Source organism: Streptomyces sp. NPDC048521, assembly GCF_043199855.1.
Taxonomy (GTDB): Bacteria; Actinomycetota; Actinomycetes; order Streptomycetales; family Streptomycetaceae; genus Streptomyces.
The window spans coordinates 290,265-315,403 of the sequence record NZ_JBICWR010000005.1 but is presented as its reverse complement, the minus strand read 5'-3'; the positions used below and the strand labels follow the sequence as shown (position 1 = coordinate 315,403).

Annotated in this window: 24 protein-coding genes and 1 pseudogene; 16 read left to right on the top strand and 9 right to left on the bottom strand. The window is 72.7% G+C overall.

Annotated features, from left to right (window positions below; all coding sequences use genetic code 11):
* Positions 1-163: 163 nt before the first annotated feature.
* From ACGFRF_RS15065 to ACGFRF_RS15055, 3 genes are all read left to right on the top strand, one after another.
* On the top strand, positions 164-1,594 hold the full coding sequence (locus tag ACGFRF_RS15065) for a DUF2252 domain-containing protein (RefSeq protein WP_393739864.1): 1,431 nt from the start codon (positions 164-166) through the stop codon (positions 1,592-1,594).
* Positions 1,595-2,071: 477 nt separating this feature from the next.
* On the top strand, positions 2,072-2,884 hold the full coding sequence (locus ACGFRF_RS15060; RefSeq protein WP_393739862.1) for a hypothetical protein: 813 nt from the start codon (positions 2,072-2,074) through the stop codon (positions 2,882-2,884).
* 48 nt (positions 2,885-2,932) lie between these two features.
* The gene (locus tag ACGFRF_RS15055; protein WP_393740149.1) at positions 2,933-3,262 is read left to right on the top strand and encodes a rhodanese-like domain-containing protein; all 330 of its coding nucleotides are present in this window, start codon (positions 2,933-2,935) and stop codon (positions 3,260-3,262) included.
* Between the two features lie 134 nt (positions 3,263-3,396).
* On the opposite strand, the pseudogene ACGFRF_RS15050 reads toward ACGFRF_RS15055, so the two are convergent.
* From ACGFRF_RS15050 to paaA, 6 genes and pseudogenes are all read right to left on the bottom strand, one after another.
* Positions 3,397-3,658, bottom strand: a pseudogene (locus tag ACGFRF_RS15050) (acyl-CoA dehydrogenase); the annotation flags it as partial.
* A 6-nt stretch (positions 3,659-3,664) separates the two neighbouring features.
* Positions 3,665-4,729: a 2Fe-2S iron-sulfur cluster-binding protein gene (locus tag ACGFRF_RS15045; protein ID WP_393739860.1), complete on the bottom strand. Its 1,065-nt coding sequence runs from the start codon at positions 4,727-4,729 to the stop codon at positions 3,665-3,667.
* Entirely contained in the window at positions 4,729-5,262 is a 534-nt protein-coding gene (gene paaD / locus ACGFRF_RS15040; protein ID WP_393739858.1) for a 1,2-phenylacetyl-CoA epoxidase subunit PaaD, read from the bottom strand. Before paaD ends, ACGFRF_RS15045 begins: the two co-directional genes overlap by 1 nt.
* Complete coding sequence (gene paaC / locus ACGFRF_RS15035) at positions 5,256-5,975, bottom strand: 1,2-phenylacetyl-CoA epoxidase subunit PaaC (protein WP_393739856.1); 720 nt, start codon at positions 5,973-5,975, stop codon at positions 5,256-5,258. The genes paaD and paaC overlap by 7 nt, the downstream gene beginning before the upstream one ends.
* Positions 5,972-6,259 (bottom strand): 1,2-phenylacetyl-CoA epoxidase subunit PaaB, encoded by a 288-nt coding sequence (paaB, locus tag ACGFRF_RS15030; protein WP_085565664.1) that lies wholly within the window; start codon positions 6,257-6,259, stop codon positions 5,972-5,974. Before paaB ends, paaC begins: the two co-directional genes overlap by 4 nt.
* Positions 6,256-7,284, bottom strand: coding sequence for a 1,2-phenylacetyl-CoA epoxidase subunit PaaA (paaA, locus tag ACGFRF_RS15025; protein ID WP_393739854.1), 1,029 nt, complete (start codon positions 7,282-7,284; stop codon positions 6,256-6,258). Before paaA ends, paaB begins: the two co-directional genes overlap by 4 nt.
* 373 nt (positions 7,285-7,657) lie before the next feature.
* Here paaA and ACGFRF_RS15020 point away from each other — a divergent pair, with 373 nt between their 5' ends.
* Genes ACGFRF_RS15020 through ACGFRF_RS15010 form a run of 3 tightly spaced genes read left to right on the top strand, consistent with a single transcriptional unit; the run spans position 7,658 to position 10,564 of the window.
* Entirely contained in the window at positions 7,658-8,593 is a 936-nt protein-coding gene (locus ACGFRF_RS15020) for a DUF5819 family protein (RefSeq protein ID WP_393739852.1), read from the top strand.
* Positions 8,590-9,798 carry an HTTM domain-containing protein gene (locus ACGFRF_RS15015; RefSeq protein ID WP_393739850.1) on the top strand — a complete coding sequence of 403 codons (1,209 nt, stop codon included), beginning with the start codon at positions 8,590-8,592 and terminating at the stop codon, positions 9,796-9,798. Before ACGFRF_RS15020 ends, ACGFRF_RS15015 begins: the two co-directional genes overlap by 4 nt.
* 10 nt (positions 9,799-9,808) lie before the next feature.
* Complete coding sequence (locus ACGFRF_RS15010) at positions 9,809-10,564, top strand: TrmH family RNA methyltransferase (protein ID WP_393739848.1); 756 nt, start codon at positions 9,809-9,811, stop codon at positions 10,562-10,564.
* Between the two features lie 96 nt (positions 10,565-10,660).
* Here the strand turns inward: ACGFRF_RS15010 and paaN are convergent, their stop codons facing one another.
* On the bottom strand, positions 10,661-12,352 hold the full coding sequence (gene paaN, locus ACGFRF_RS15005; RefSeq protein ID WP_393739846.1) for a phenylacetic acid degradation protein PaaN: 1,692 nt from the start codon (positions 12,350-12,352) through the stop codon (positions 10,661-10,663).
* Between the two features lie 159 nt (positions 12,353-12,511).
* On the opposite strand from paaN, the gene ACGFRF_RS15000 reads away from it, so the two are divergent.
* Both ACGFRF_RS15000 and ACGFRF_RS14995 read left to right on the top strand, forming a co-directional pair.
* Positions 12,512-14,026 (top strand): 3-hydroxyacyl-CoA dehydrogenase, encoded by a 1,515-nt coding sequence (locus ACGFRF_RS15000; protein ID WP_393739844.1) that lies wholly within the window; start codon positions 12,512-12,514, stop codon positions 14,024-14,026.
* Positions 14,023-14,610 carry a TetR/AcrR family transcriptional regulator gene (locus ACGFRF_RS14995; RefSeq protein ID WP_393739842.1) on the top strand — a complete coding sequence of 196 codons (588 nt, stop codon included), beginning with the start codon at positions 14,023-14,025 and terminating at the stop codon, positions 14,608-14,610. The genes ACGFRF_RS15000 and ACGFRF_RS14995 overlap by 4 nt, the downstream gene beginning before the upstream one ends.
* Before the next feature lie 67 nt (positions 14,611-14,677).
* Here ACGFRF_RS14995 and ACGFRF_RS14990 read toward each other — a convergent pair whose 3' ends face one another.
* Positions 14,678-15,175 carry an Lrp/AsnC family transcriptional regulator gene (locus tag ACGFRF_RS14990; RefSeq protein WP_393739840.1) on the bottom strand — a complete coding sequence of 166 codons (498 nt, stop codon included), beginning with the start codon at positions 15,173-15,175 and terminating at the stop codon, positions 14,678-14,680.
* A 175-nt stretch (positions 15,176-15,350) separates the two neighbouring features.
* Between ACGFRF_RS14990 and pdhA the strand changes: the two genes are divergently transcribed.
* The 7 genes from pdhA to ACGFRF_RS14955 all read left to right on the top strand — a co-directional run bounded on the left by pdhA (position 15,351) and on the right by ACGFRF_RS14955 (position 23,529).
* Positions 15,351-16,505, top strand: a complete 1,155-nt coding sequence (pdhA, locus tag ACGFRF_RS14985; RefSeq protein ID WP_393739838.1) for a pyruvate dehydrogenase (acetyl-transferring) E1 component subunit alpha — start codon at positions 15,351-15,353, stop codon at positions 16,503-16,505.
* Positions 16,502-17,506 carry an alpha-ketoacid dehydrogenase subunit beta gene (locus ACGFRF_RS14980; RefSeq protein WP_393739836.1) on the top strand — a complete coding sequence of 335 codons (1,005 nt, stop codon included), beginning with the start codon at positions 16,502-16,504 and terminating at the stop codon, positions 17,504-17,506. Before pdhA ends, ACGFRF_RS14980 begins: the two co-directional genes overlap by 4 nt.
* The gene (locus tag ACGFRF_RS14975) at positions 17,506-18,825 is read left to right on the top strand and encodes a dihydrolipoamide acetyltransferase family protein (RefSeq protein ID WP_393739835.1); all 1,320 of its coding nucleotides are present in this window, start codon (positions 17,506-17,508) and stop codon (positions 18,823-18,825) included. The genes ACGFRF_RS14980 and ACGFRF_RS14975 overlap by 1 nt, the downstream gene beginning before the upstream one ends.
* A 294-nt stretch (positions 18,826-19,119) precedes the next feature.
* Entirely contained in the window at positions 19,120-20,031 is a 912-nt protein-coding gene (locus ACGFRF_RS14970) for an NTP transferase domain-containing protein (RefSeq protein ID WP_393739833.1), read from the top strand.
* Entirely contained in the window at positions 20,028-21,383 is a 1,356-nt protein-coding gene (locus ACGFRF_RS14965; protein ID WP_393739831.1) for a molybdopterin molybdotransferase MoeA, read from the top strand. Before ACGFRF_RS14970 ends, ACGFRF_RS14965 begins: the two co-directional genes overlap by 4 nt.
* On the top strand, positions 21,380-22,477 hold the full coding sequence (locus ACGFRF_RS14960) for a potassium channel family protein (RefSeq protein ID WP_393739829.1): 1,098 nt from the start codon (positions 21,380-21,382) through the stop codon (positions 22,475-22,477). The genes ACGFRF_RS14965 and ACGFRF_RS14960 overlap by 4 nt, the downstream gene beginning before the upstream one ends.
* Positions 22,478-22,548: 71 nt before the next feature.
* Positions 22,549-23,529, top strand: a complete 981-nt coding sequence (locus ACGFRF_RS14955) for an NAD(P)H-quinone oxidoreductase (protein ID WP_393739827.1) — start codon at positions 22,549-22,551, stop codon at positions 23,527-23,529.
* 16 nt (positions 23,530-23,545) lie between these two features.
* Here the strand turns inward: ACGFRF_RS14955 and ACGFRF_RS14950 are convergent, their stop codons facing one another.
* Positions 23,546-24,277, bottom strand: a complete 732-nt coding sequence (locus tag ACGFRF_RS14950) for a hypothetical protein (protein WP_393739825.1) — start codon at positions 24,275-24,277, stop codon at positions 23,546-23,548.
* 174 nt (positions 24,278-24,451) lie between these two features.
* Between ACGFRF_RS14950 and ACGFRF_RS14945 the strand changes: the two genes are divergently transcribed.
* The gene (locus ACGFRF_RS14945) at positions 24,452-24,991 is read left to right on the top strand and encodes a bacterial proteasome activator family protein (protein ID WP_393739823.1); all 540 of its coding nucleotides are present in this window, start codon (positions 24,452-24,454) and stop codon (positions 24,989-24,991) included.
* Positions 24,992-25,139: the final 148 nt, after the last annotated feature.

The window sequence follows — 25,139 nt, the reverse complement described above, 5'->3', positions numbered from 1 at the left end:
CGGGGCCGGTGAGAGGGCAGGGGCGGGGCGCCGGTTTTCCACAGGTACCGAGTTGTCCACAGGCTCTGACGCGTTTCGGCCACCCGCTGTACGGTCTCCACGAGTTGATGTTCGTGCGGGCGCCTGGTCGGGGCGTGTGGACAGTTCGGGGGAGGCGGTCACGGTGACCGGAACCGGTGGGGGCGCGGTGCACGCGCAGGACCAGGGGGCAGGCCGGCTGCCGCGGGTGCGCGGATTCAGCCGCTGGCCGGCGCAGGGCTCCCCCAAGGAGGAGGGCAAGGCGCTCCGCGCGCGCGTGCCGCGCGGCGCGCACCGCACCCTCGACCTGGACGCCGCACGCCCCGACGCGGTGAGCGCGGTCGAGGACTCCAACGCAGGCCGCATCCCCGAGCTGACCCCGATGCGGGTGGGCCGGATGGCGGCCAGCCCCTTCGCCTTCCTGCGCGGATCCGCCGGACTCATGGCGTACGACCTGGCCCGCACCCCGATGACCAGGATCGGTGCCCAGATATGCGGTGACGCGCACGCGGCGAACTTCGGCCTGTACGGAGACGCCCGCGGTGACCTGGTCATCGACCTCAACGACTTCGACGAGACCGTGCACGGCCCCTGGGAGTGGGACCTCAAGCGGCTCGCGGCCTCGCTGGTGCTCGCCGGGCGGGAGGCCGGCGCCGACGGAGACACCTGCCGTGCGGCGGCACAGGACGCGGTCGGTGCCTACCGGCGCACCATGCGCCTGCTGGCGAAGCTGCCCGTGCTGGACGCCTGGAACGCCATCGCCGACGAGGAGCTGGTCTCCCACACCGACGCCCACGACCTGCTCGGCACCCTGCAGCGGGTCTCGGAGAAGGCCCGGGCCAACACGAGCGGCCGGTTCGCGGCGAAGTCGACCGAGGCGGTGGAGGACGGCGGACGCCGGTTCGTGGACGCTCCGCCCGTGCTGCGCAGGATCCCGGACGGCGAGGCCGCGCGGGTCGCCGCGTCCCTGGAGGAGTATGTGCACACCCTCGGCGAGGACCGGCACCCCCTCCTCGCCCGGCACGCGGTGCACGACGTGGCCTTCCGGGTGGTCGGCACCGGCAGTGTCGGCACCCGGTCCTACGTCGTGCTGCTCCTCGACCACCGCGAGCAGCCGCTGGTGCTCCAGGTGAAGGAGGCCCGGCCGTCGGCACTGGTCCCGCACCTGGTCACGGCCGGTTTCGAGGCGCCGTCCGGGGAACACGAGGGCCGTCGGGTGGTCCTCGGGCAGAAGCGGATGCAGGTGGTCAGCGACATCTTGCTGGGCTGGACCACGGTCGAGGGCCGCCCTTTCCAGGTGCGGCAGTTCCGCAACCGCAAGGGCAGCGTCGACCCGGCCGCCCTCGCCGCCGACCAGGTCGACGACTACGGCCGCATGACGGGCGCCCTGCTGGCCCGCGCCCACTCGCACAGCGCCGACCCGCGGCTGATCGCCGGCTACTGCGGCAAGAACGAGGAACTGGACGAGGCGATAGCCGACTTCGCCGTCGCCTACGCCGACCGCACCGAGGCGGACCACGCGACGCTGGTCGCGGGCATACGAGCGGGGCGAATAGCGGCCGAACCGGGGGTATGAGGGGACTGAGGGTGTGAGGGGGCCGGGGTGCGAGAGGGCCGGGGTGCGAGAGGGCCAGGGTGAGAAGGCCGGGTGCGAGGGGGCCGACGGCGTGCCCAGCACGGGCGGCCCCGCCCCACCGGTGCCGCAGGCGGAACGGCAGCTCTCTGCGGGTGCCGCGGATGGATCTGCCGCTTCTCAGGGCGCGGGGAGCCGAGTGACCGGCGACGACGGAAGCGCTGGGGGAACCGCAGTTCCCTGCGGCTGTCGCGGCCGGATCTGCCGCTTCTCAGGGGCGCGGGGAACTGCGCGACCGGCCACGATGATGCCGCGGTCGGCAGACGACCCGGCAGCCCCACGACGAGTCTCCGCACCGGCCACCGAGGTCACCGCACCGGTCACCGACGTGGCCGCACCGGTCACCGAAGTCACCGCACCGATGCCTCCGCTCCCCGCTGTGACCCGGTCCGAGCCCAGCGCAGCGGCTACGCTGGTCGGGTGACGACCCCGGAAGCCGATCAGACGCAGGCGCCGCGGCCCGAGGAACGGCTCGAGCAGGCCGTCCGGGTCGCCGAGCAGGCGTTGATCGAGTACGAGATCGCGGTGGAGACCTTCCGCGTCGAAGTCGAGAACTTCTCCCGGCTGCACGAGCAGCGACTCGGCCCGCTCTACGCCCGCATCGAGGAACTGGACGCCGAGATCGCCGAGGCGAAGGCCGCCCGCACCGGTGATCCAGAGGACATCCGGCGCGCCGATGAGGCCCGTGCCCAGGTGCTGCCGATACCGGGTGTCGAGGAACTGCTGCACGGCTGGATGGACGGCGACGGCCTGTTCCCGGAGGCCGCCGCCATGCTCACCGACCAGGCGGTACGGCCTCCGCAGCGCGTGCGGCCCAGCGAGGAGGCCCGCAAGCTCTTCCGTGAGCTGGCCCGCAAGGCTCACCCCGACCTGGCGCAGGAGGAAGAGGAGCGGCAGCGGCGCGAGGAGTTCATCACCCGCGTCAACGCCGCCTACGCCCGCGGCGACGAGGCGCTGCTCCGGGAGCTGGCCGAGGAGTGGGCGGCCGGTCCGGTCCCGCCCGAGCGCCGCCCGAGCCCCGCCGAGGAGCTGTACGCCCGCCTCGAATGGCTCTCCCAGCGCAAGGAACTGCTCACCCTCGTCGCCCGCGAACTGGAGGAGAGCGCCATCGCCGGCATGCTCCGCCTCGCCCCCGACGACCCCGACGCCCTGCTCGACGAGATCGCCGGCAAGCTGCGCGACGACATCGCCCAGCGCGAGGCCCAGCTGGCGGACCTGCTGGGGCAGGGCTGAGCCACACAGGCTTCGGGTAGCGTCGGAACCATGAATTTCGGAGCTGGTGTGCCCACGGTCGAGGTCACGGACCTCAAGGACGGCGACTTCCTGCTGGACGTCCGCGAGGACGACGAGTGGCAGGCGGGCCACGCGGAGGGGGCGCTGCACATCCCCATCAGCGAGTTCGTGGCCCGCTACGGCGAGCTGACCGAGGCCGCCCCGCAGGACGGCCGTGTTCACGTCATCTGCCGCTCGGGCGGCCGCTCGGCACAGGTCACCATGTATCTCGTCCAGCAGGGCATCGACGCGGTGAACGTCGACGGCGGCATGCAGGTGTGGCAGTCCGCGGGCCGTCCGGTGATCACCGACGACGGCAAGCCGGGCTTCGTGCTGTAGACCGCCGACAGCGGTTGCGGAGTGGCCGCACACCTGCCGTGAACCAGCCGCACAGCGGGTGCCGGCCGGTCGGTGACCGATGCCCCGGCCGGGGCTCCTGACCGGTGCCCCGGTCCGGATCCCCGTTCGGCCGATCAGGCGAGCGGGTGTGCCGCCGGCAGATCCCCGAGCCTCTGCGCGCACGCCACGGCCGGGCCGAGCGCCGGCTCCAGGTGCTTGGCCCAGGCGTGGTTATCGGTGCAGTGCGTAGTCGGTGTGGGCGCCGAATCTTTCGTGTGGATGCTGGGCCGTCTGCACCACCCGGCGCTCGCCCTTTGCCGCCCAGATCTTCGCCACTGCGACGTCACCGGCGATCGGCGGCGCCCCCGGTGGCCCCGAGGCGGTCCGCCATGCAGCGGTGCGTCAGCGGTCGAAGTCCAGCTCCACCTTCTCCGTCACCGGATGCGACTGGCAGGCCAGCACATACCCGGCCTCCGTCTCCTCCGACTCCAGCGCGAAGTTGCGGTCCATGCGGACCTCGCCCGAGACCAGGAAGGCACGGCAGGTCCCGCAGACCCCGCCCTTGCAGGCGTAGGGCGCGTCGGGGCGGTTGCGCAGGACCGTCTCCAGCAGCGACTCCCCCTCGCGCACCGGCCAGGTGCCGCCCCGTCCGTCGAGCCGAGCGGTGACGGTGCTGTGCGCGGGTGCCGGGACGACGGCTGCCGGCGGAGATCCCGCGTCCACGTGGAAGATCTCCTGATGGATCCGGGCCCGGTCCACACCCAGCTCGCGCAGCGCCTTCTCGGCGCCCTGCACCAGCCCGTACGGCCCGCACAGGAACCACCCCGCCACCCGCTCCACCGGCAGCAGGGCGGGCAGCAGCCCCGCGAGCCGCTCCCGGTCGAGCCGGCCGGAGGGCAGGCCCGCCTGTTGCTCCTCCCGGGAGAGCACGGTCACCAGCTGAAGCCGCTCCGGGTAGCGGTCCTTCAGGTCGGCGAGCTCCTCCAGGAACATCGTCGAGGCGGCCGTACGGTCGCTGCGTATCAGGCAGAACCGTGCCTCGGGTTCGCGGGCCAGCAGGGTCGACACGATCGACAGCACCGGGGTGATGCCGCTGCCGCCGACGACCGCCGCGTACAGGCCCGGCGCCGGCTGGAGGGTGAAACGACCGGCCGGGGTCATCACCTCCAGCTCGTCGCCGATGTTGATCTCCTTCAGCGCGTAGGCGGAGAAGGCTCCGCCCTCGACCAGCCGGACCCCCACCCGCAGGGTGCTCGGTCCCTCACCGGCCGGGTCGGGGGCGGGGGAGCAGATCGAGTACGTGCGCCGGATCTCCGTGCCGTCGACCCGGCGGCGCAGCGCGAGGTGCTGGCCCGGGGCGTGCCGGTACTCCTCGCGCAGCTCGGGCGGGACGGTGAGGGTGAGGGCGACGGAGTCGTCGGTGAGCCGGTCGACCGCGGCCACCTGGAGCGGGTGGAAGCGCGCCATCACAACTCCTTGAAGTGGTCGAACGGTTCCCGGCAGGCCAGGCAGCGGCGCAGCGCCTTGCAGGCGGTGGAGGAGAACCGGCTCAGCAGCTCGGTGTCGGCGGAGCCGCAGTGCGGGCAGCGGACGGGCTCGGTCCCGGTCTGCGTGTCCTGGGTCCGGATCGGGCCGAGGCTCAGCGGGACCGGGCCCGCGGCGTGGCGCACCCGCGGGGGAGCGATGCCGAACTCCTGCAGCTTGCGGCGTCCTTCGGGCGTGATGTCGTCGGTCGACCAAGCGGGTGTGAGCACCTTGCGGACGGTGACCTCGCGCATGCCGTGGGCGCGCAGCACCCGTTCGATGTCCAGGGACATCGCCTCGATGGCCGGGCAGCCGGTGTAGGTGGGCGTCAGGTCGACCTCGACCGTGTCCGGGCCGTCCACGCGCACCGAGCGCACCACGCCCAGCTCCTGGAGGGTCAGCACGGGCAGTTCGGGGTCGGGCACCGAGCCGGCCAGCTCCAGCAGCTCCGCCTCCAGGGCGGTCGCGGTCACCATGACGCCCCCGGATGACTGCGGTGCAGGTGCTGCATCTCGGCCAGCATCCGCCCGAACGGCTCGGTGTGCAGGCCCTGGCGGCCGGCGCCCGCGGCCCAGGCCCCGATGCGCGGCCCCTCGGGCACGGGGAGGCCGGCACGGCCGAGGACGTCCCGCACGGACTGGAGCCAACGCTCCTCCATCAGCGCCCAGTCGGCGTCCAGACCCTCCACCGGCTGGAACATCTCCCCGGTGAACCGCCACAGCGCGTCGCAGGCGCGCTGCATCCGCTCGTGGCTGTTCTCGGTGCCGTCGCCGAGCCGCAGCGTCCACTGCTCGGCGTGGTCGCGGTGGTAGGCGACCTCCTTGACCGCCTTCGCGGCGAGCGGCGCGAACGGGCCGTCCCCCGCCGCCAGTTCGGTGTACAGCAGCTGCTGGTAGGTGGAGAAGTACAGCTGGCGGGCGATCGTGTGGGCGAAGTCGCCGTTCGGTTGCTCGACCAGCTGGAGATTGCGGAAGGCCCGCTCCTCGCGCAGATAGGCCAGTTCGTCCTCGTCGCCGGCCATGGACAACAGGACGCGGGCCTGGCCGAGCAGATCGAGGGCGATGTTGGCGAGGGCGACCTCCTCCTCCAGGACGGGGGCGTGTCCGGCCCACTCCCCGAGGCGGTGGGAGAGCACCAGGGCGTCGTCGCCGAGGGAGAGCGCGGCGGTCGCGGGGACGGTGGCGGTCACAGGTGCTTCACCCCTTCCGGGATCTCGTAGAAGGTCGGGTGCCGGTAGGGCTTGTCGGCGGCCGGCTCGAAGAACGGATCCTTCTCGTCCGGCGAGGAGGCGGTGATCGATGCGGCCGGGACGACCCAGATCGAGACGCCCTCGCCGCGCCGGGTGTACAGGTCGCGGGCGTTGCGCAGGGCCAGCTCCGCGTCGGGTGCGTGCAGGCTGCCGGCGTGGGTGTGGGAGAGGCCCCGCCGGGAGCGTACGAAGACCTCCCACAGGGGCCAGTCGGTGGTGCTCATGCTCGCGCTGCTCCTGTCTCGTGACCTGTCTCGCCGGTGCCGCCGGCGTGCTTGGCCGCATAGGCCGCGGCCGCTTCCCGTACCCACGCGCCCTCGTCGTGGGCGCGCCGGCGCTGGGTGATCCGCTGTTCGTTGCACGGGCCGTTGCCCTTGAGGACGTCCCAGAACTCCGTCCAGTCGATGGGGCCGAAGTCGTAGTGCCCCCGCTCCTCGTTCCACCTGAGCTCCGGGTCGGGCAGGGTGAGGTCCAGGGACTCGGCCTGGGGGACGCAGATGTCGACGAAGCGCTGACGCAGCTCGTCGTTGGAGTGGCGCTTGATCTTCCACTCCATGGACTGCGCGGAGTGCTGGGACTCGTCGTCGGGTGGGCCGAACATCATCAGCGAGGGCCACCACCAGCGGTTCACCGCGTCCTGCGCCATGGCGTGCTGTTCCGGGGTGCCCTTGCTGAGGGCCAGCAGCAGCTCGTAGCCCTGGCGCTGGTGGAAGGACTCCTCCTTGCAGATCCGCACCATGGCGCGCGCGTACGGGCCGTAGGAGCAGCGGCACAGGGGGACCTGGTTGGTGATCGCGGCGCCGTCCACCAGCCACCCGATCGCGCCGACGTCGGCCCAGGTCAGCGTCGGGTAGTTGAAGATCGAGGAGTACTTCTGGCGGCCGCTGTGCAGCTTGTCCAGCAGCTCGTCGCGGCTGGTGCCGAGGGTCTCGGCCGCGCTGTACAGGTACAGGCCGTGGCCGGCCTCGTCCTGGACCTTGGCCATCAGGATGGCCTTGCGCCGCAAGGAGGGTGCGCGGGTGATCCAGTTGGCTTCCGGCTGCATGCCGATGATCTCGGAGTGCGCGTGCTGGGCGATCTGCCGGACCAGGGTCGCGCGGTAGGCGTCGGGCATCCAGTCGCGCGGTTCGATGCGCTCGTCGGCGGCCACGGCCGCGTCGAAGGCGTGCTGGTAGGCCGTCGTGTCGACGGTGTCCGGCGCGCCGTCCGTCTGCGTGCGGGCCGTGCGCTGCGCGGCTGCTGTGGCCATGCGGTCCCCCTGACCTCGGGCTCTGCGGTGAACACTGTCCCGACCGATCGTTCGGTCCGTGCGGTATCAATGGTGTGCCGGGCCGCGGGAGGGTGTCAACCGCTGTGGAAAACTCCGCGGCCCTCCTGTGGACAACGCCGGAGGACGGTCGCGTCCAGGACAGGTCAGGGGGCGGATGGGCCGGGGCGGGGCGTACGGCGTGGCGAGGACCACGGTTCTCGGGCCGTACCCGGGGCTGCGCCCGGTGGCCCCGGCTGAGTACCGTTCCGCTCGTGAATCGTGCGGCACCCGTGGCAGGTGCCGCCCACCGGGCTGACCCACTCAGCCGAAGCGATCAGCTGAACGAATGAGCCGAAACGGGGGACGGGGCGCAATGGACGCGAACGACGAGGGCGCGGGGGCCCGGCAGGGCCCGGGTGCCTTCGAGCCCTTGGAGCCGCCCGCACCGTCCGAGCCGCCCAGGCCGCCCAGGCCGCCCAGGCCGTCCGAGTCCGGTGGCCCGGGTGGGTCCTCCGGGTCGGGGTCGGCCGGGTCACGTGGGTCCTCCGGGCCGATTGGGTCCGCCGGGGCGGGTGGGCGCGGCGGCTCCGGCCGGTCGTCCGAGGCGTCGCAGCCGCTCACCTCCGCGTCGGTCGCTGCGTCGGCCCCGTCGGCACCCCTCCGTACCGGTGTCGCCGCCCTGTCCACCCCCTACCAGGTCGGCGCCGCGCTGGTCCTCGCGGTGGTCGCCGTGGCCGCCTGTGTGCATCTGGCGATGGTGTTCCTCAGCCTCGCGCCCGCGAACACGGTGACGAAGCAGCACGGCAAGGCGATAGAGGAGTGGATCTATCCGGAGTTCGAGCAGAACTGGAAGCTGTTCGCCCCGAACCCGCTGCAGCAGAACATCGCCGTCCAGGTGCGCGCCGAGGTGCGGATGAAGGACGGCGAAGTGCGCACCACCGGCTGGACCGACCTCTCCGCCCAGGACGGCGCCGCGATCGAGGGCAATCCGGTGCCCAGCCACACCCAGCAGAACGAACTGCGCCGTGCCTGGGACTTCTTCGTCGCCACGCACAGTGCCGACAACCGTCCCGTGGCCCTGCGCGGCGCCCTCTCCGAGCAGTATCTGCGCCGGATCGTGGTGATGCGGCTGTACCGGGACGATCCGACCAGCAAGGAGGGTGTCATCCAGCGCGTGCAGGTCCGCTCCAGCACCACCAATGTGCCGCCGCCGAAGTGGAGCCGTGAGCGGGTGTCCGACAAGCCCGTCTACCGGCTGGTGCCCTGGTGGGCCGTGACGGCCGACGAGGCCGCGGGGGGCGTGCGGTGAACCGTCTCTCGCTGACCCTCTCGCGCGGCATCGCCCACGTCACCGGGGCCGCCCTCGGCCCGTACCAGAGCGCCGTGATCCGGATCGGGTTCGCCGCGACCTGGCTGCTGTTCCTGCTGCGCGAGTTCCCGCACCGAGCGGAGCTGTACGGCCCCTCCGGGCCCTGGGGCTGGCAGCTCGCCAAGGACCTGACGAACAGCAACCACGCCTTCAGCGCGCTGCTGTGGTCGGACGGGCGGGCCTGGTTCGAGTGCTTCTACCTGCTGGCGATCCTGACCAGCGCGGCGCTGCTGCTCGGCTGGCGCACCCGGACCGCGTCGGTGCTGTTCATGGTGGGCGTGCTGTCGCTGCAGAACCGCAGCGTCTTCATGGGCGACGGCGGCGACAACGTCCTGCACCTGATGTCTTTCTATCTGCTGTTCACGCGCTGCGGTCGGATGTGGTCCCTCGACGCGCGGCGGGCGGCGCGGAACGAGGCGGCACGCGCGCGTGGGGAGCGGGTTCCCGCCGACCGGGTGGGACCGGCCTTGTGGGCGGTGCTCGGCGCGGTGCTCGTCACCGTGACGCTGACCGGCCGGTTCGACAACGGCTGGGTGATCCCCGCACTGCTGTGGACGGTGTGGGTGGCGCTCGGGGTGTGGGGGCTCGTCGAGCGCCGGGCGAAGTCGGCCGAGCCGCGGATCCTGCTGGACGTCATCGCGAACGTCCTGCACAACGGCGCCCTGCTCGTGATCATGGCGGAGGCGTGCCTGATCTACGCCACGGCCGGCTGGTACAAGATCCAGGGCTCGCGCTGGCAGGACGGCACCGCCGTCTACTACCCGCTCCACCTGCACTACTTCTCGCCCTGGCCCGGGCTCGCCGATCTGATGTCCACCAGCGGCACGATCATGATGCTCGTGACGTACGGGACGGTCATGGCACAGGTCGCCTTCCCGTTCACCCTGTTCAACCGGCGGGTCAAGAACATCCTGCTGGTGCTGATGATGGTCGAGCACGCGGCGATCGCGGTCGTCCTGGGTCTGCCGTTCTTCTCGCTGGCGATGATCGCGGCGGACGCCGTGTTCCTGCCGACGTCGTTCCTGCGGCGGCTGGGTGATCTGGCGGCACGCGCACAGGGGCGGATCATCCGGCGCGGCGACCGTACGGTGCCCCTGCCGCGCTCCCCGGAGGAGAGCACTCCGGGACGTGTGGGGGCCGCGTAGGGTTCACCGCATGACCGATCCGCTGACCCGGTGGCGCGAGCACGCCGGTGCCGCCGTGCTGCTCGACGGCTTCCACGCCCTCAAGCACGCGCTGCGCTTCGGCGCGGAGGTGCCGGTGGCGGTCACCACCGACCGGCGGGCCGCGCTCGCCCTCGCCGAGGAGCTGGCCGGGGACATACGGGACGCGCTGGACGCGCTGCTGACGGAGGTGGCCGACACGACGTACGCCGCTCTCGTCCCGCGACCCCATCCGACGGGGGTGGCAGCGCTCGCCGTACGGCCGTCCCGTGAGGCCAACCTGCGGACGCTGGCCCGCACGCCCCGCACGGCCCCCGTCGTGGTCCTGGACAACCCGCGCAACCTGGGCAACGCCGGGGCCGTGATCCGGCTGGCCGCCGGCTTCGGAGCGACCGGGGTGGTCACCACGGGAACGCTCGACCCCTGGCACCCCACGGTGGTGCGCGGCGGCGCGGGCCTGCACTTCGCGACCGCCGTGGAGCGGCTCGGTGTCGACGAGCTGCCCTCCGGGCCGCTGTTCGCCCTCGATCCGGAGGGCGAGGACATCCGGGGCACCAAGCTGCCCGACGACGCCGTGCTGGCGTTCGGCTCGGAGCGCAGCGGACTGTCGGCTCAGCTCCGCGCGCGTGCCGATCACCTGCTGCGGCTGCCGATGCGTCCCCAGGTCTCCAGCTACAACCTCGCCACGAGCGTGGCGATGACGCTGTACCACTGGAGTGCGGCTCACGGCGCGCACAGCGCCCCGTGAGCCTGTTCTCGACATGCGCCTTCGGCGCGTGGGCGGGGCCGGCCGCGTACGGCCCGCAGCCCGGGCGCGCAAGGTCGTACGGCGCTCGGCGGAGCGTCACGCCTCCCGGCGGACCTCCACCACCCGGAAGCGGTTCGCCACGAACGCTCCGTCGGTGAGGGCCGCGTTCGCCGCCGGGTTGCCGCCCGAGCCGTGGAAGTCGGAGAAGGCGGCGGTCTGGTTCACGTACACCCCGCCGGTCAGGTTGAGCGACAGCTGGGCGGCCTCGTCCAGGCACACCTCCTCGATCGCCTGCTCGATCTCGCTGTCCGTGGTGTAGGCGCCGACCGTCATCGCACCCTTCTCACGGACCGTGCGGCGCAGCAGCTCCAGCGCGTCGGACACCGAGTCGACCGCGACGGCGAAGGAGACGGGGCCGAAGCACTCGCTCATGTAGGCGGCCTCGTCGTCCGGCTTGGCGCCGTCCAGCTTGACGATGACGGGGGTGCGCACGACCGCGCCCGGGAAGTCCGGGTTGCTGATCTCGCGGGAGGCGAGGGCGACCTCGCCGAGTCCGGCCGCGGCCTCGAGGCGGGCCTTGACGTCCGGGTTGACGATGGCGCCGAGCAGGGCGTTCGCGCGCGCGTCGTCGCCGAGGAGGCCGTCGACCGCGCGGGCGAGGTCGGCGGTGACCTCGTCGAAGCTCCTGGGGCCCTCTTCGGTGCGGATGCCGTCCCGGGGGATCAGCAGGTTCTGCGGGGTGGTGCACATCTGGCCGCTGTACAGGGACAGTGAGAACGCCAGGTTGGACAGCATGCCCTTGTAGTCGTCCGTCGAGTGCACGACCACCGTGTTGACGCCGGCCTTCTCGGTGTAGACCTGCGCCTGGCGGGCGTTGGCCTCCAGCCAGTCGCCGAAGGACGTCGACCCGGTGTAGTCGATGATCCTGATCTCGGGACGGGTGGCGAGGGTCTTGGCGATGCCCTCGCCGGGGTGCTCGGCGGTCAGCGCCACCAGGTTCGGGTCGAAGCCCGCCTCGGCGAGCACCTCCCGGGCGACCTGCACGGTCAGCGCGAGCGGCAGCACCGCGCGCGGGTGCGGCTTGACCAGCACCGCGTTGCCGGTGGCCAGGGACGCGAACAGGCCCGGATAGCCGTTCCACGTCGGGAAGGTGTTGCAGCCGATGACCAGGCCGATGCCCCGCGGGACCGGCGTGAACCGCTTGGTGAGGGCCAGCGGGTCCCGCTTGCCCTGGGGCTTGGTCCATTCGGCCGTGCCGGGGGTGCGGACCTGCTCCGCGTACGCGTACGCCACCGCCTCCAGACCGCGGTCCTGGGCGTGCGGGCCTCCCGCCTGGAACGCCATCATGAAGGCCTGGCCGCTGGTGTGCATGACCGCGTGCGCGAACTCGTGGGTGCGGTCGCTGATCCGCTTCAGGATCTCCAGGCAGACCACCGCGCGGGTCTCGGCGCCCGCGTCGCGCCAGGCGCGCTGCCCCGCCTTCATCGCGGGCAGCAGGACGTCGATGTCCGCGTGCGGGTAGCTGACGCCCAGCTCGATGCCGTACGGCGAGACCTCGCCGCCCACCCAGTCGTCCGTGCCGGGCTGGCCGAGGTCGAGGCGGGTGCCGAGCAGGGCGTCGAAGGCGGCCTTGCCCGCCGCCGCGTCCAGGCTGCCGTTCTCGCCGTACGCCTTCGGGTGCTCGGGGTGCGGCGACCAGTACGCGCGTGTCCGGATCGCCTCCAGGGCCTGGTCGAGAGTGGGCCGGTGCTTCGCGATCAGCTCGGGCGCGGTCAGTTCGGCGGCCATGCGGGACCAACTCCTCGTCTGGAGAACTCTTCGTCGAGTTCACGACCTGGCAGAAAGAGCAGCGGAACGGTGCAGTCAGAGCTAGAGTAACCGAACGATCGGTCGGGACAAGGGGGACCGCCGCATCTGTGGAAAACCCCGTGCGGGAGGATCGCGCGCATGACAGCAATCGACCTCAGCAGCCCCGTGGCCGTCGTCGGCACCGGCACCATGGGACAGGGCATCGCCCAGGTCGCGCTGGTCGCCGGCCACCCCGTGCGGCTCTACGACGCCGTCGCCGGGCGTGCCCGCGACGCGGCCGGAGCGATCGGCGCGCGCCTCGACCGGCTCGTGGACAAGGGCCGGCTCAGCGGTCCCGACCGGGACGCGGCCCGCGCCCGTCTGAAGCCCGCGGACAGCCTCGCGGAGCTGGCCGACTGTGCGCTGGTCGTGGAGGCCGTCCTGGAACGGCTGGACGTCAAACAGCAGCTCTTCGACGAGCTGGAGAAGATCGTCGCCGAGGACTGCCTGCTCGCCACGAACACCTCCTCGCTGTCGGTGACGGCCATCGCCGGCCCCCTGCGCCACCCCGGCCGCTTCGTGGGCCTGCACTTCTTCAACCCGGCCCCGCTGCTGCCGCTGGTCGAGGTCGTCTCCGGGTTCGCCACCGACGTCACGTCGGCCACGCGCGCGTACGAGACCGCCCGCGCCTGGGGCAAGACGCCGGTGGCCTGCGCGGACACCCCCGGCTTCATCGTCAACCGCATCGCGCGGCCCTTCTACGCCGAGGCGTTCGCCGTCCACGAGGCGCAGGCCGCCGACCCGGCCACCATCGACGCGGTCCTGCGCGAGTCCGGCGGCTTCAAGATGGGCGCCTTCGAGCTGACCGACCTGATCGGGCAGGACGTCAACGAGTCGGTCACCCATTCGGTGTGGCAGTCCTTCTTCCAGGACGTGCGTTTCACGCCGTCCCTCGCCCAGCGCCGCCTGGTGGAGTCCGGCCGGCTCGGCCGCAAGACCGGGCACGGCTGGTACGACTACGCCGACGGTGCCGAGCGGCCCGAGCCGCACACCGCCGACAAGGAGCAGCCGCCCGCCCACGTCGTCGCCGAGGGCGGCCTGGGACCGGCCGCCGAGCTGCTCACGCTGATCCGCGAGGCGGGCATCGAGGTGCGCGAGGAGGGCGAGGACAACGGCACCCGCCTGGTCCTCCCCAGCGGCGGCCAGCTGGTCCTCGCCGACGGCCAGACCTCCGTGGAGTTCCGCGACGTCGTCTACTTCGACCTCGCCCTCGACTACCGCAAGGCCACCCGCATCGCCCTGTCGGCCTGCCACGACACCTCCCCGCGGACCCTGGCGGAGGCGACCGGCCTGTTCCAGGCGCTCGGCAAGGACGTCAGCGTCATCGGCGACGTCCCGGGCATGATCGTCGCCCGCACGGTCGCCCGGATCATCGACCTCGCCCATGACGCCGTCGCCAAGGGCGTGGCCACCGAGGAGGACATCGACACCGCGATGCGCCTCGGTGTCAACTATCCGCTCGGCCCCTTCGAGTGGGACCGCAGGCTCGGCCGCGGCTTCGCCTTCGACGTCCTGGACGAGATGCACGAGCGCGACCCCTCCGGCCGCTACGCGCCCTCCCTCGCGCTCTATCGCCACGCCTACGCCATCGACAAGCGGGAGGGCACCTCATGACCACCGCCAAGCGCGACACGTACACGCCGGAGACACTGCTCTCCGTCGCCGTGCAGGTCTTCAACGAACGCGGCTACGACGGCACCTCCATGGAGCACCTGTCCAAGGCGGCCGGCATCTCCAAGTCGTCGATCTACCACCACGTCAGCGGCAAGGAAGAGCTGCTGCGCCGCGCGGTCAGCCGCGCCCTGGACGGCCTGTTCGCCATCCTGGACGAGGAGCACGCGCGCGTGGGGCGGGCCGTCGACCGCCTGGAGCACGTCGTGCGGCGCATGGTCGAGGTGCTCATAACCGAGCTGCCGTACGTGACGCTGCTGCTGCGGGTGCGCGGCAACACCGCGACCGAGCGGTGGGCGCTGGAGCGGCGCCGCGACTTCGACCACCGGGTCGCCGAGCTGCTGAAGGCGGCCGCCGCCGACGGGGACGTACGCGGCGACGTGGAGGTGCGGCTGGCCACCCGGCTGGTCTTCGGGATGATCAACTCCATCGTGGAGTGGTACCGGCCGGAGGCGCGTGGCGCCAGCGACCGGGAGGTGGCCGACGCGGTGGCCCGGCTGGTCTTCGCCGGCCTGCGCCGGGCCTGACGCCGGCCGTACGCGTCGAGCCTGACCACGACCGCCTCGCCCCTGGCGCGGCCCACCGGCCCCGGCCTCAGCCGTCCGGCTCCAGGTCCTCCTCCTCGAACACCAGCAGCGTGCGGGTGCTGAGCACCTCGGGGATCGCCTGGAGCCGCGTCAGCACCAGTTCGCGCAGTGCCCTGTTGTCGGGCGTGTGCACCAGCAGCAGCACGTCGAAGTCACCGCCCATCAGGGCGATGTGGGAGGCGCCGGGGAGCTGTCTGAGCTGCTCGCGCACCGTGCGCCAGCTGTTCTGGACGATCTTCAGCGTGATGTACGCCGACGTGCCGTGCCCCGCGCGCTCGTGGTCCACGCGCGCGCTGAACCCCCGGATCACGCCGTCCTCGACGAGACGGTTGATGCGCGCGTAGGCGTTGGCGCGCGAGACGTGGACGCGTTCGGCCACGGACCGTATCGAGGCGCGGCCGTCCGCCTGGAGGATCTTCAGGATGTCCTGGTCGATGGCGTCCAGCGGGCGCGGTGGCGCAGCGATGCCGTTCTGCGGCCGGTCGGCCATTTGTTCAGGTCCCATGTCCCCCCGCTCAGTCGCCGTGGACGCCCTGCATTCATTCCAGGCTGTGGAGAACCGTTTGTCCACAGCCTGGCGGGCCCTGTAGCCAAAATGTGCCGACGACCGAACAATCGGTAGGTGAGGCGGGTCACAGCCGACACGCCTCCCGTAGTCGCTCCCACGAGGAGGTGCCGTCATGACGGTTCTGGAGCAGCGGGGCGCGTACCGGCCATCGCCGCCGCCCGCCTGGCAGCCCCGTATGGACGCCGCGCCGCTGCTGCCCGACGCCGAGCCCTACCGCGTCCTCGGCACGGAGGCGGCCGCCAAGGCCGACCCGGATCTGCTGCGCCGGCTGTACACACAGCTGGTGCGCGGCCGCCGCTACAACACGCAGGCCACCGCGCTGACCAAGCAGGGCCGCCTCGCCGTCTACCCCTCCAGCACCGGTCAGGAGGCCTGCGAGGTCGCCGCCGCCCTGGCCCTCGAAGAGCGCGACTGGCTCTTCCCCAGCTACCGCGACACCCTCGCCGTCGTCGCCCGGGGCGTCGACCCGGTGGAGACCCTCACCCTGCTGCGCGGCGACTGGCACAGCGGCTACGACCCCTACGTCCACCGGGTGGCACCCCTCAGCACCCCGCTGGCCACGCAGCTCCCGCACGCCGTCGGCCTCGCCCACGCCGCCCGCCTCAAAGGCGACGACGTGGTGGCGCTCGCCATGGTCGGCGACGGCGGGACCAGCGAGGGCGACTTCCACGAGGCGCTGAACTTCGCCGCCGTCTGGCAGGCACCGGTCGTCTTTCTGGTGCAGAACAACGGCTTCGCCATCTCCGTCCCGCTCGCCAAGCAGACCGCCGCGCCCTCCCTGGCCCACAAGGCCGTCGGGTACGGCATGCCGGGCCGGCTGGTCGACGGCAACGACGCGGCGGCCGTGCACGAGGTCCTCAGCGACGCCGTACGGCATGCGCGCGCGGGCGGCGGCCCCACGCTGGTGGAGGCGGTGACGTATCGCATCGAGGCCCACACCAACGCCGACGACGCCACCCGCTACCGAGGCGACGCCGAGGTCGAGGCCTGGCGCGCGCACGACCCGATCCGGCTGCTGGAGCAGGAGCTGACCACACGCGGACTGCTCGACGAGGCCGGTGTCGAGGCCGCCCGGCAGGACGCCGAGGCGATGGCCGCCGACCTGCGCGAGCGCATGAACCGCGACCCCGAGCACGACCCGATGGACCTCTTCGACCACGTCTACGCCGAGACCACCGCCCAACTGCGCGAACAGCGTGCCCTGCTGCGGGCCGAGCTGGAAGCCGAGCAGGAGCAGCACGGCGAGCGGGAAGGCGGCGCCCGATGACCACCGTCGCCGTCAAGCCCGCCACCATGGCGCAGGCCCTCACGCGCGCGATGCGCGACGCGATGGCCGCCGATCCCACCGTGCACGTCATGGGCGAGGACGTCGGCACCCTCGGCGGTGTCTTCCGCGTCACCGACGGACTGGCCAAGGAGTTCGGCGAGGACCGCTGCACCGACACCCCGCTCGCCGAGGCCGGCATCCTCGGCACCGCCGTCGGCATGGCCATGTACGGGCTGCGCCCGGTGGTGGAGATGCAGTTCGACGCCTTCGCCTACCCGGCGTTCGAGCAGCTGCTCAGCCATGTCTCCCGGATGCGCAACCGCACGCGCGGGAAGATGCCCCTGCCCATCACCGTCCGCGTCCCCTACGGCGGCGGCATCGGCGGCGTCGAGCACCACAGCGACTCCTCCGAGGCCTACTACATGGCCACCCCGGGCCTGCACGTCGTCACACCGGCGACGGTCGCCGACGCCTACGGGCTGCTGCGCCAGGCCATCGCCTCCGACGACCCGGTCGTCTTCCTGGAGCCCAAGCGGCTGTACTGGTCGAAGGACTCCTGGAACCCCGACCACCCGGCGGACGTCGAACCCATCGGGCGGGCGGTGGTCCGGCGCCCCGGCCGCAGCGCCACGCTCATCACCTACGGCCCGTCCGTACCGGTCTGCCTGGAGGCCGCCGAGGCCGCGCAGGCGGAGGGCTGGGACCTGGAGGTCGTCGACCTGCGTTCCCTGGTGCCGTTCGACGACGAGACGGTCTGCGCGGCCGTGCGGCGCACCGGACGCGCGGTCGTCGTCCACGAGGCCACCGGGTTCGGCGGGCCGGGCGGCGAGATCGCGGCCCGCATCACCGAGCGCTGCTTCCACCACCTGGAGGCGCCGGTGCTGCGCGTGGCCGGCTTCGACATCCCCTACCCGCCGCCCATGCTGGAGCGGCACCACCTGCCCGGCGTCGACCGCATCCTGGACGCCGTGGCGCGGCTGCAGTGGGAGGCCGAGGGCTGATGGCACAGGTGCTGGAGTTCAAGCTTCCCGACCTCGGCGAAGGTCTCACCGAGGCCGAGATCGTCCGCTGGCTGGTACAGGTCGGTGATGTCGTCGCCGTCGACCAGCCGGTCGTCGAGGTCGAGACGGCCAAGGCGATGGTCGAGGTTCCCTGCCCCTACGGCGGTGTGGTCACCGCCCGCTTCGGCGAGGAGGGCACGGAACTTCCCGTCGGGGCACCACTGTTGACGGTGGCCGTGGGCGAACCGGCGGCGGAGCCCGAGGGATCGGGCAACGTCCTGGTCGGATACGGCACCTCCGAAGCGCCGACACGGCGCCGCAGGGTGCGGACGGCGGCTGCCTCGAACGGGCAGGTGAAGCAGCCCGTTCCGGCACGACCCGTCCCGGCACGACCCGTCCCGGCACCGCCCGTCCCCGAGCCCGTGCCCGCCGACGGGCCGGTCCCCGTGATCTCGCCGCTGGTGCGCCGGCTCGCCAGGGACAACGGGCTCGACCTGCGCCGGCTGTCCGGTTCGGGACCCGACGGGCTGATCCTGCGGGCCGATGTCGAGGAGGCGCTGCGGGGCAAGGCGGCACCCGCCCCCGCCGTCGCGGCCCAGGGACCGGCCAACGGTGTCTCCCCCGTCCGGGACGGCGTCCGGATCCCCCTCAAGGGCGTCCGCGGTGCCGTCGCCGACAAGCTCTCCCGCAGCCGTCGGGAGATCCCGGACGCGACGTGCTGGGTCGACGCCGACGCCACCGAACTCATGCGCGCGCGGGCCGCGATGAACGCGTCCGGAGGATCCAAGATCTCCCTCCTCGCGCTGCTCGCCCGCATCTGCACCGCCGCGCTCGCCCGGTTCCCCGAGCTGAACTCCTACGTCGACACCGAGGCCCGGGAGATCGTCCGGCTCGAGCACGTGCATCTCGGATTCGCCGCGCAGACCGAGCGCGGGCTGGTCGTGCCGGTCGTCCGGGACGCCCACGCGCGCGACGCGGAGTCGCTGACGGCCGAGTTCGCCCGGCTCACCGAGGCCGCCCGCACCGGGACGCTCACGCCCTGGGAACTCACCGGCGGCACCTTCACGTTGAACAACTACGGCGTCTTCGGCGTCGACGGCTCCACGCCGATCATCAACCATCCCGAGGCGGCCATGCTGGGCGTCGGCCGCATCGTCCCCAAGCCGTGGGTGCACGAGGGCGAGCTGGCGGTGCGCCAGGTCGTCCAGCTCTCGCTCACCTTCGACCACCGGGTGTGCGACGGCGGCACGGCGGGCGGATTCCTCAGGTACGTGGCGGACTGCGTGGAACAGCCGGCGGTGCTGCTACGGACGCTGTGACCGTGAAGGCGGTGCTCTTGCGGACGCTGTGACCGCAAAGACGTGCCCCTGCGCCCGCGGTGACCGCAAAGGCCGCGGTCCTGCGCGCGCTGGGCCATAACGACCGCCGCCGGCATCGCGTGCGCTGGGTTGCCGGCACGGCCGCCGCTGGTCCCGCGCACGTCGCGACCGCAAGCGCCGCCCCTGGTCCCGCGCACGCCGTGATCGCACAGGCCGATGCTCCTGCGCACCGGGTGACCCACAGGTCCGCGGGGAGGGGCCGACAGGGCATGGCCGACAGGACATACTCGGGGGGTGACCGACAACGCCCCCGCCGCACCCGGGACCGCCGTGCCGTACGACGCCGTCGTGCTGGCCGGTGGTGCCGCCCGGCGGCTCGGCGGGGCCGACAAGCCCGGCGTGCGGGTCGGGGGCCGCGCGCTGCTCGACCGGGTGCTCGCGGCCTGCGCGGGCGCCCGTACGACCGTCGTCGTGGCCGCCGCCCGGCCCACCGCGCGGCCGGTGCGCTGGGCGCGTGAGGAGCCGCCCGGCGCCGGCCCGGTGGCCGCGCTGGAGGCAGGGCTGCGGCACACCACGGCCGAGTACGCCGTCGTCCTCTCCGCCGACCTGCCCTTTCTCGAACCGGCCACCCTCGAGCGTCTGTTGGGCGCCCTGCTGGACTGTGGAGCCGACGGCGCGCTGCTCACCGACGCCGAGGGCCGGGACCAGCCGCTCGTGGCCGCCTACCGCAGCGCGGCGCTGCGCGGCGAGCTGACCGCCCTCGCCGCCGCGCACGACGGCCTGACCGGACTGCCCCTGCGCCGGCTGACCGGCGCCCTCCGACTCACCCGCGTCCCGGACCCGCTCGCATCCTTCGACTGCGACACCTGGGACGACATCGCCGACGCCAGGGCACGCATCAGGGAGCATGGGTACGTGTTGGATGAATGGATCTCCGCAGTCAAGGACGAATTGGGCATCGAGCTGGACGTCGACACCGGCGTCCTGCTCGACCTGGCCCGGGACGCCGCGCACGGCGTCGCCCGGCCCGCCGCCCCTCTGACCACCTTCCTCGTCGGCTACGCCGCGGCCCTGGGCAAGGGAGGTCCCGAGGCCGTCGCCGAGGCCGCCCGCAAGGCCGCCGCACTGGCCCTGCGCTGGGAGGAAGAGAACAGCGGGGGCGCGGCGGACAAGAGCGGGGGGCCGAGCGCCCCGGACGCCGGATGACCGCCCCCGGAACCCGGCCCGGGGCCCCCGCCGTGGACAGCGACGACCTCGACGTCGAGGAGGCCCTGGCCCTGGTGAGGGAACCCAAGGACGACAACACCACCCCCCGGCGCCGGCCACCGGCGGACGGAGCCGGCAGGCCCGAGCGGCACGAGGCCACCCCCTGGTCGCAGGCCCGCGAGATCGCCGCCCGCGTCGCACGGTCCGGCGTCCGCCGGGCCCCCGTCTCCCTGCCGCTCGGCGACGCCCTCGGGCTGGTCCTGGCCGCCCCTGTGGACGCGCTCACCGACCTGCCCTCCTTCGACACCTCCGCGATGGACGGCTGGGCGGTCGCCGGACCAGGCCCCTGGGAGGTGCGCGAGGAGCGCGTGCTCGCCGGACACGCGCAGCCAGAGCCGCTCACCGACGGCGAAGCCATCCGCATCGCGACCGGCGCCCGCATCCCCGCCGACACCACCGCCGTCCTGCGCACCGAGCACGGCCGCACGGACGCCCAAGGCCGGCTGCACGCCACGCGCGACATCGTGCACGGCCAGGACATCCGCCCGCGCGGGCAGGAGTGCCGCAACGGCGACCAGCTGCTGCCCGTCGGCACCCTGGTCACCCCCGCCGTGCTGGGCCTCGCCGCGGCGGCCGGATACGACACCGTCACCGCCGTACCCCGGCCGCGTGTCGAAGTGCTCGTCCTCGGTGACGAGTTGCTGACCGAGGGCCTTCCGCACGACGGCCTGATCCGGGACGCGCTCGGCCCCATGCTGCCGCCCTGGCTGCGCGCGCTCGGCGCCGACGTCGTCGCGGTACGCCGGATCGGCGACGACGCACGGGCCCTGCGCAAGGCGGTCACCGGGTCCGGTGCCGACCTGATCGTCACCACGGGCGGCACCGCCGCCGGACCCGTCGACCATGTTCACCCCATCCTGGAACGCATCGGCGCCGAACTCCTCGTCGACGGCGTCAAGGTGCGTCCCGGCCACCCCATGCTGCTCGCCCGGACCAAGGACAACCAGCACCTCGTCGGCCTGCCCGGGAACCCCCTCGCGGCCGTCTCCGGCCTGCTCACGCTTGCCGAGCCGCTGCTGCGGACCCTCGCCGCCCGCCCCGCCCCGGAGCCGTACACGCTGCCGCTCAGGGACGCGGTGCACGGGCATCCGTACGACACCCGGCTCATCCCCGTGGTGCTGCGCGGCGACCGTGCCGTACCGCTGCACTACAACGGCCCGGCCATGCTGCGGGGCATCGCCGCCGCCGACGCCCTGGCCGTCGTACCGCCGGGTGGAGCCCGGCAGGGTGAGGAGGCGGAGCTGCTGGACCTGCCGTGGGCGGCCGCCGGGATCGGGGTGTGTTTCACGTGAAACTTCCGGGCCAGGACGCCATCGCCCGCCAGGCGGGCGAGCATCTGGTGACCCATCGGGTGAAACTCCCGAGGAAAGTGGTGGAGCGTCCGATCCGCCAGGTCGTCAAAAGGGTGGTCATGGCCCTGGTGGTACTGGTCGCCACCGCGTTCATCGTCTACGCCGACCGCGACGGATACAACGACAACTCCGACGGCTCGGTCGACCTCCTCGACGCGTTCTACTACGCGACCGTCACCCTCTCCACCACCGGATACGGCGACATCACCCCGGTCAGCGACGGTGCCCGGCTGACCAACATCTTCCTCATCACGCCCCTGCGCGTGCTGTTCCTGATCATCCTGGTCGGCACCACGCTGGAGGTCCTCACGGAACGCACCCGGGAGGAATGGCGCATGAACCGCTGGAGGTCCACCTTGCGTGACCACACCGTCGTCATCGGCTTCGGCACCAAGGGCCGGTCGGCCATCCAGACCGTCTGCGCGACCGGTCTGAAGAAGGAACAGGTGGTCGTCGTCGACCCCAGCTCCAAGGCGATAGACGCGGCGGCCGCGGAGGGCTACGCGGGAGTGATAGGCGACGCCACCCGCAGTGACGTGCTCAAGCGTGCCGAAGTGCACAAGGCGCGGCAGATCATCGTCGCCCCGCAGCGCGATGACACCTCCGTCCTCGTCACCCTGACCGCCCGCCAGCTCAACCGCAGCGCGAAGATCGTGGCAGCCGTCCGCGAGGAGGAGAACGCCCCGCTGCTCAAGCAGTCCGGCGCCGACGCCGTCATCACCAGTTCCGGCGCGGCCGGCCGGCTGCTCGGCCTCTCGGTGCTCAGCCCCGCGGCCGGCATGGTCATGGAGGACCTGATCCAGCAGGGCAGCGGCCTGGACATCGTCGAACGCCCGGTCGTGCGCAGCGAGGTGGGCAAGACACCGCGCGAGACGGACGATCTCGTCGTGAGCGTCGTCCGCGGACACCGGGTGCTCGGCTACGACGACCCGTCCATCGGCACCCTCCAGCTGACGGATCGCCTGATCACCATCGTGCGCGCCTCCCCCGGCGCCCGCGTCACCCCCGACACCCGGCCGCTGCCCCGCGACTGACGGGGCAGTCCCGGCAACCGGGGGGCGGGGCCTGCCCGGAGACGGCACCCGTGGGGAGTAGCGTCGCAGGCATGCATGCGATCACGATTCCCGAACCTGGCGGGCCCGAGGCGCTGGTGTGGGCGGAGGTCCCCGATCCGGTGCCCGGCGAGGGCGAGGTGCTGGTCGAGGTGGTGGCCAGCGCCGTCAACCGTGCCGACGTCCTGCAGCGCCAGGGCTCCTACAACCCGCCGCCCGGCGCCTCCCCCTACCCCGGCCTGGAGTGCTCCGGCAGGATCGCCGCGCTCGGCCCCGGAGTGTCCGGCTGGGCCGTCGGTGACGAGGTGTGCGCGCTGCTCTCGGGCGGCGGCTACGCCGAGAAGGTCGCGGTACCGGCCGGACAGTTGCTGCCCGTGCCCGAGGGCGTCGACCTCCGGCAGGCGGCTGCGCTGCCCGAGGTGGTCTGCACCGTGTGGTCCAACGTGTTCATGGTCGCGCACCTGCGCCCCGGCGAGACACTCCTGGTGCACGGGGGCTCCAGCGGCATCGGCACCATGGCGATCCAGCTCGCCAAGGCCGCCGGCGCCAAGGTGGCGGTGACCGCGGGGACCAAGGAGAAGCTGGACTACTGCGCCCGGCTGGGCGCGGACGTCCTCATCAACTACCGCGAGCAGGACTTCGTCGCCGAGATCCGGCAGGCCACCGACGGTGCGGGCGCCGATGTCATCCTCGACAACATGGGCGCCAAGTACCTGGACCGCAACGTCCAGGCCCTCGCCGTCAACGGACGCCTCGCGATCATCGGCATGCAGGGGGGTGTGAAGGGCGAGCTGAACATCGGCACACTGCTGAGCAAGCGGGCCGCGATCAGCGCGACCTCGCTGCGCGCCCGCCCGCTCGGCGAGAAGACGGCCATCGTGGCGGCCGTGCGCGACCATGTGTGGCCCCTGCTCGGCGCCGGGCAGGTCCGCCCGGTCATGGACCGCGAGCTGCCGATGGCGGAGGCGGCCGAGGCGCACCGGGTGCTGGAGGCGAGCGACCACATCGGCAAGGTGCTGCTGGTCGCGCCGTAGCGCGGCGCGGGGCGGGTCAGCTCCTGCGCAGTCTGAACCCCAGGAGTGCCAGTCCCAGACCCAGGCCGATGAGGACCAGCCCGCTGCCCAGCGGAAGGATCCGCAGGACCGGCTCGGTGGGGGCTTCGCCCTGCTGGACGGGTTGCTGGGCGGCGGGCCGCTGCGGAGGCCGCGTGGGCTGCAGACCGGCCTCCTCGGGCGGCGGGGAGGCGCCCGGCGTCCCGCCCGGGACGTCCGCGGTCTCCGGTTCCTCCGGTTCGTCGGCGGTGTCGGGAGGCTCGGTGGGCGCGGTGTCGTCGTCGCCTTCCACCTCGGCCGCGGGGCCGTCCGGTCGTCCCGGCCGCATCCTTCCCTCTCCGGGCCGGCTCCCCGCCCGCGACGGCTGGGTGACGGGGTGGGAGGGGCGGTCCGAGGCGGAGGAGGACGCGGAGGGCGACGTGGAGTCGGACGGTGTCGGGGCGGCCCACGCGCCGGCGGCGGGGGAGCCCTGGTGAGGCCGCCCCGGGCCCGGACGGGCCGCGTGCTCGTGCCAGGAACGACCCGGGCGCTCGCGGTCCGGCCGGACCGGCCGGACCGACTGGGCCGACCGGGCCGGGCGTCCGCCGGTGGAGAGGGACGCCGCGTCGGGCTCGGCGGCGTACGCGAGGGCGGTGCCGTACACGGCGACGGCGCCGTGGACCGGCAGGGCCGCCGTGAGTACGAGCAGCAGCCGTACGCAGCGGAGCGTGAGTCGCAGCCATGAAGCCACGTCGGTGACCTCCCGGAGCCCAGGTGCCGTGACCGATGGATAACGGACGGGAACAAGCCTCACATTCAATGAGGGACAGGGCATTTCGGGTTGGGCCGACGGGTGTAAACGGTGGATCACCCCCATGAGGGGGCACGACGGTGATGAGGTGTACGCGTGCGAGAGAATGGCGGCATGGAGATGCCGAGGAACGAACGGTCGACCGAGAACCCCCAGATCCTCGTCGTGGGTCAGGACGGGATGGCACTCGGAGGCGGCGACGAGGACTCCCGTGAGATCCCGGTGACGGAGCAGGTGGAGCAGCCGGCCAAGGTCATGCGGATCGGCAGCATGATCAAGCAACTCCTGGAGGAGGTGCGCGCGGCTCCTCTCGACGAGGCCAGCCGGGCGCGGCTGAAGGAGATCCACGCCAGCTCGGTGAAGGAGCTGGAGGACGGCCTGGCCCCGGAACTGGTCGAGGAGCTGGAGCGGCTGTCCCTGCCGTTCACCGACGACGTGACCCCGAGCGACGCGGAACTGCGCATCGCGCAGGCACAGCTGGTGGGCTGGCTGGAGGGCCTCTTCCACGGGATCCAGACGACGCTGTTCGCCCAGCAGATGGCCGCACGGGCCCAGCTGGAGCAGATGCGCCGCGCGCTTCCGCCGGGCATGACCGGCCACGAGGGCGGCGACGACCCCCGCACCGGCGGCCGCTCGGGCGGCCCGTACCTGTGAGCGGCCCGTACCTGTGAGCGGCCCGTTCCTGTGAGCGGCCCGTTCCTGTGAGCGGCCCGTTCCTGTGAGCGGGCCGTTCTCGCAGGCGGGCCGTTGTTGTCAGGGTCCCTCCGACTGCACCACGGCATGCGAAAAGGGCCCGGCGGAC

Coding starts and splice junctions, on each gene's coding strand:
- ACGFRF_RS14980 (WP_393739836.1), top strand. CDS start 16,502: ATGACCACCGTCGCCGTCAAGCCCGCCACCATGGCGCAGGCCCTCACG.
- paaB (WP_085565664.1), bottom strand. CDS start 6,259: ATGAGCACCACCGACTGGCCCCTGTGGGAGGTCTTCGTACGCTCCCGG.
- paaN (WP_393739846.1), bottom strand. CDS start 12,352: ATGGCCGCCGAACTGACCGCGCCCGAGCTGATCGCGAAGCACCGGCCC.
- ACGFRF_RS14945 (WP_393739823.1), top strand. CDS start 24,452: ATGGAGATGCCGAGGAACGAACGGTCGACCGAGAACCCCCAGATCCTC.
- ACGFRF_RS14955 (WP_393739827.1), top strand. CDS start 22,549: ATGCATGCGATCACGATTCCCGAACCTGGCGGGCCCGAGGCGCTGGTG.
- ACGFRF_RS14990 (WP_393739840.1), bottom strand. CDS start 15,175: ATGGGACCTGAACAAATGGCCGACCGGCCGCAGAACGGCATCGCTGCG.
- ACGFRF_RS15000 (WP_393739844.1), top strand. CDS start 12,512: ATGACAGCAATCGACCTCAGCAGCCCCGTGGCCGTCGTCGGCACCGGC.
- ACGFRF_RS15010 (WP_393739848.1), top strand. CDS start 9,809: ATGACCGATCCGCTGACCCGGTGGCGCGAGCACGCCGGTGCCGCCGTG.
- pdhA (WP_393739838.1), top strand. CDS start 15,351: ATGACGGTTCTGGAGCAGCGGGGCGCGTACCGGCCATCGCCGCCGCCC.
- ACGFRF_RS14995 (WP_393739842.1), top strand. CDS start 14,023: ATGACCACCGCCAAGCGCGACACGTACACGCCGGAGACACTGCTCTCC.
- ACGFRF_RS14975 (WP_393739835.1), top strand. CDS start 17,506: ATGGCACAGGTGCTGGAGTTCAAGCTTCCCGACCTCGGCGAAGGTCTC.
- ACGFRF_RS15020 (WP_393739852.1), top strand. CDS start 7,658: ATGGACGCGAACGACGAGGGCGCGGGGGCCCGGCAGGGCCCGGGTGCC.
- ACGFRF_RS14965 (WP_393739831.1), top strand. CDS start 20,028: ATGACCGCCCCCGGAACCCGGCCCGGGGCCCCCGCCGTGGACAGCGAC.
- paaD (WP_393739858.1), bottom strand. CDS start 5,262: ATGGTGACCGCGACCGCCCTGGAGGCGGAGCTGCTGGAGCTGGCCGGC.
- ACGFRF_RS15045 (WP_393739860.1), bottom strand. CDS start 4,729: ATGGCGCGCTTCCACCCGCTCCAGGTGGCCGCGGTCGACCGGCTCACC.
- paaA (WP_393739854.1), bottom strand. CDS start 7,284: ATGGCCACAGCAGCCGCGCAGCGCACGGCCCGCACGCAGACGGACGGC.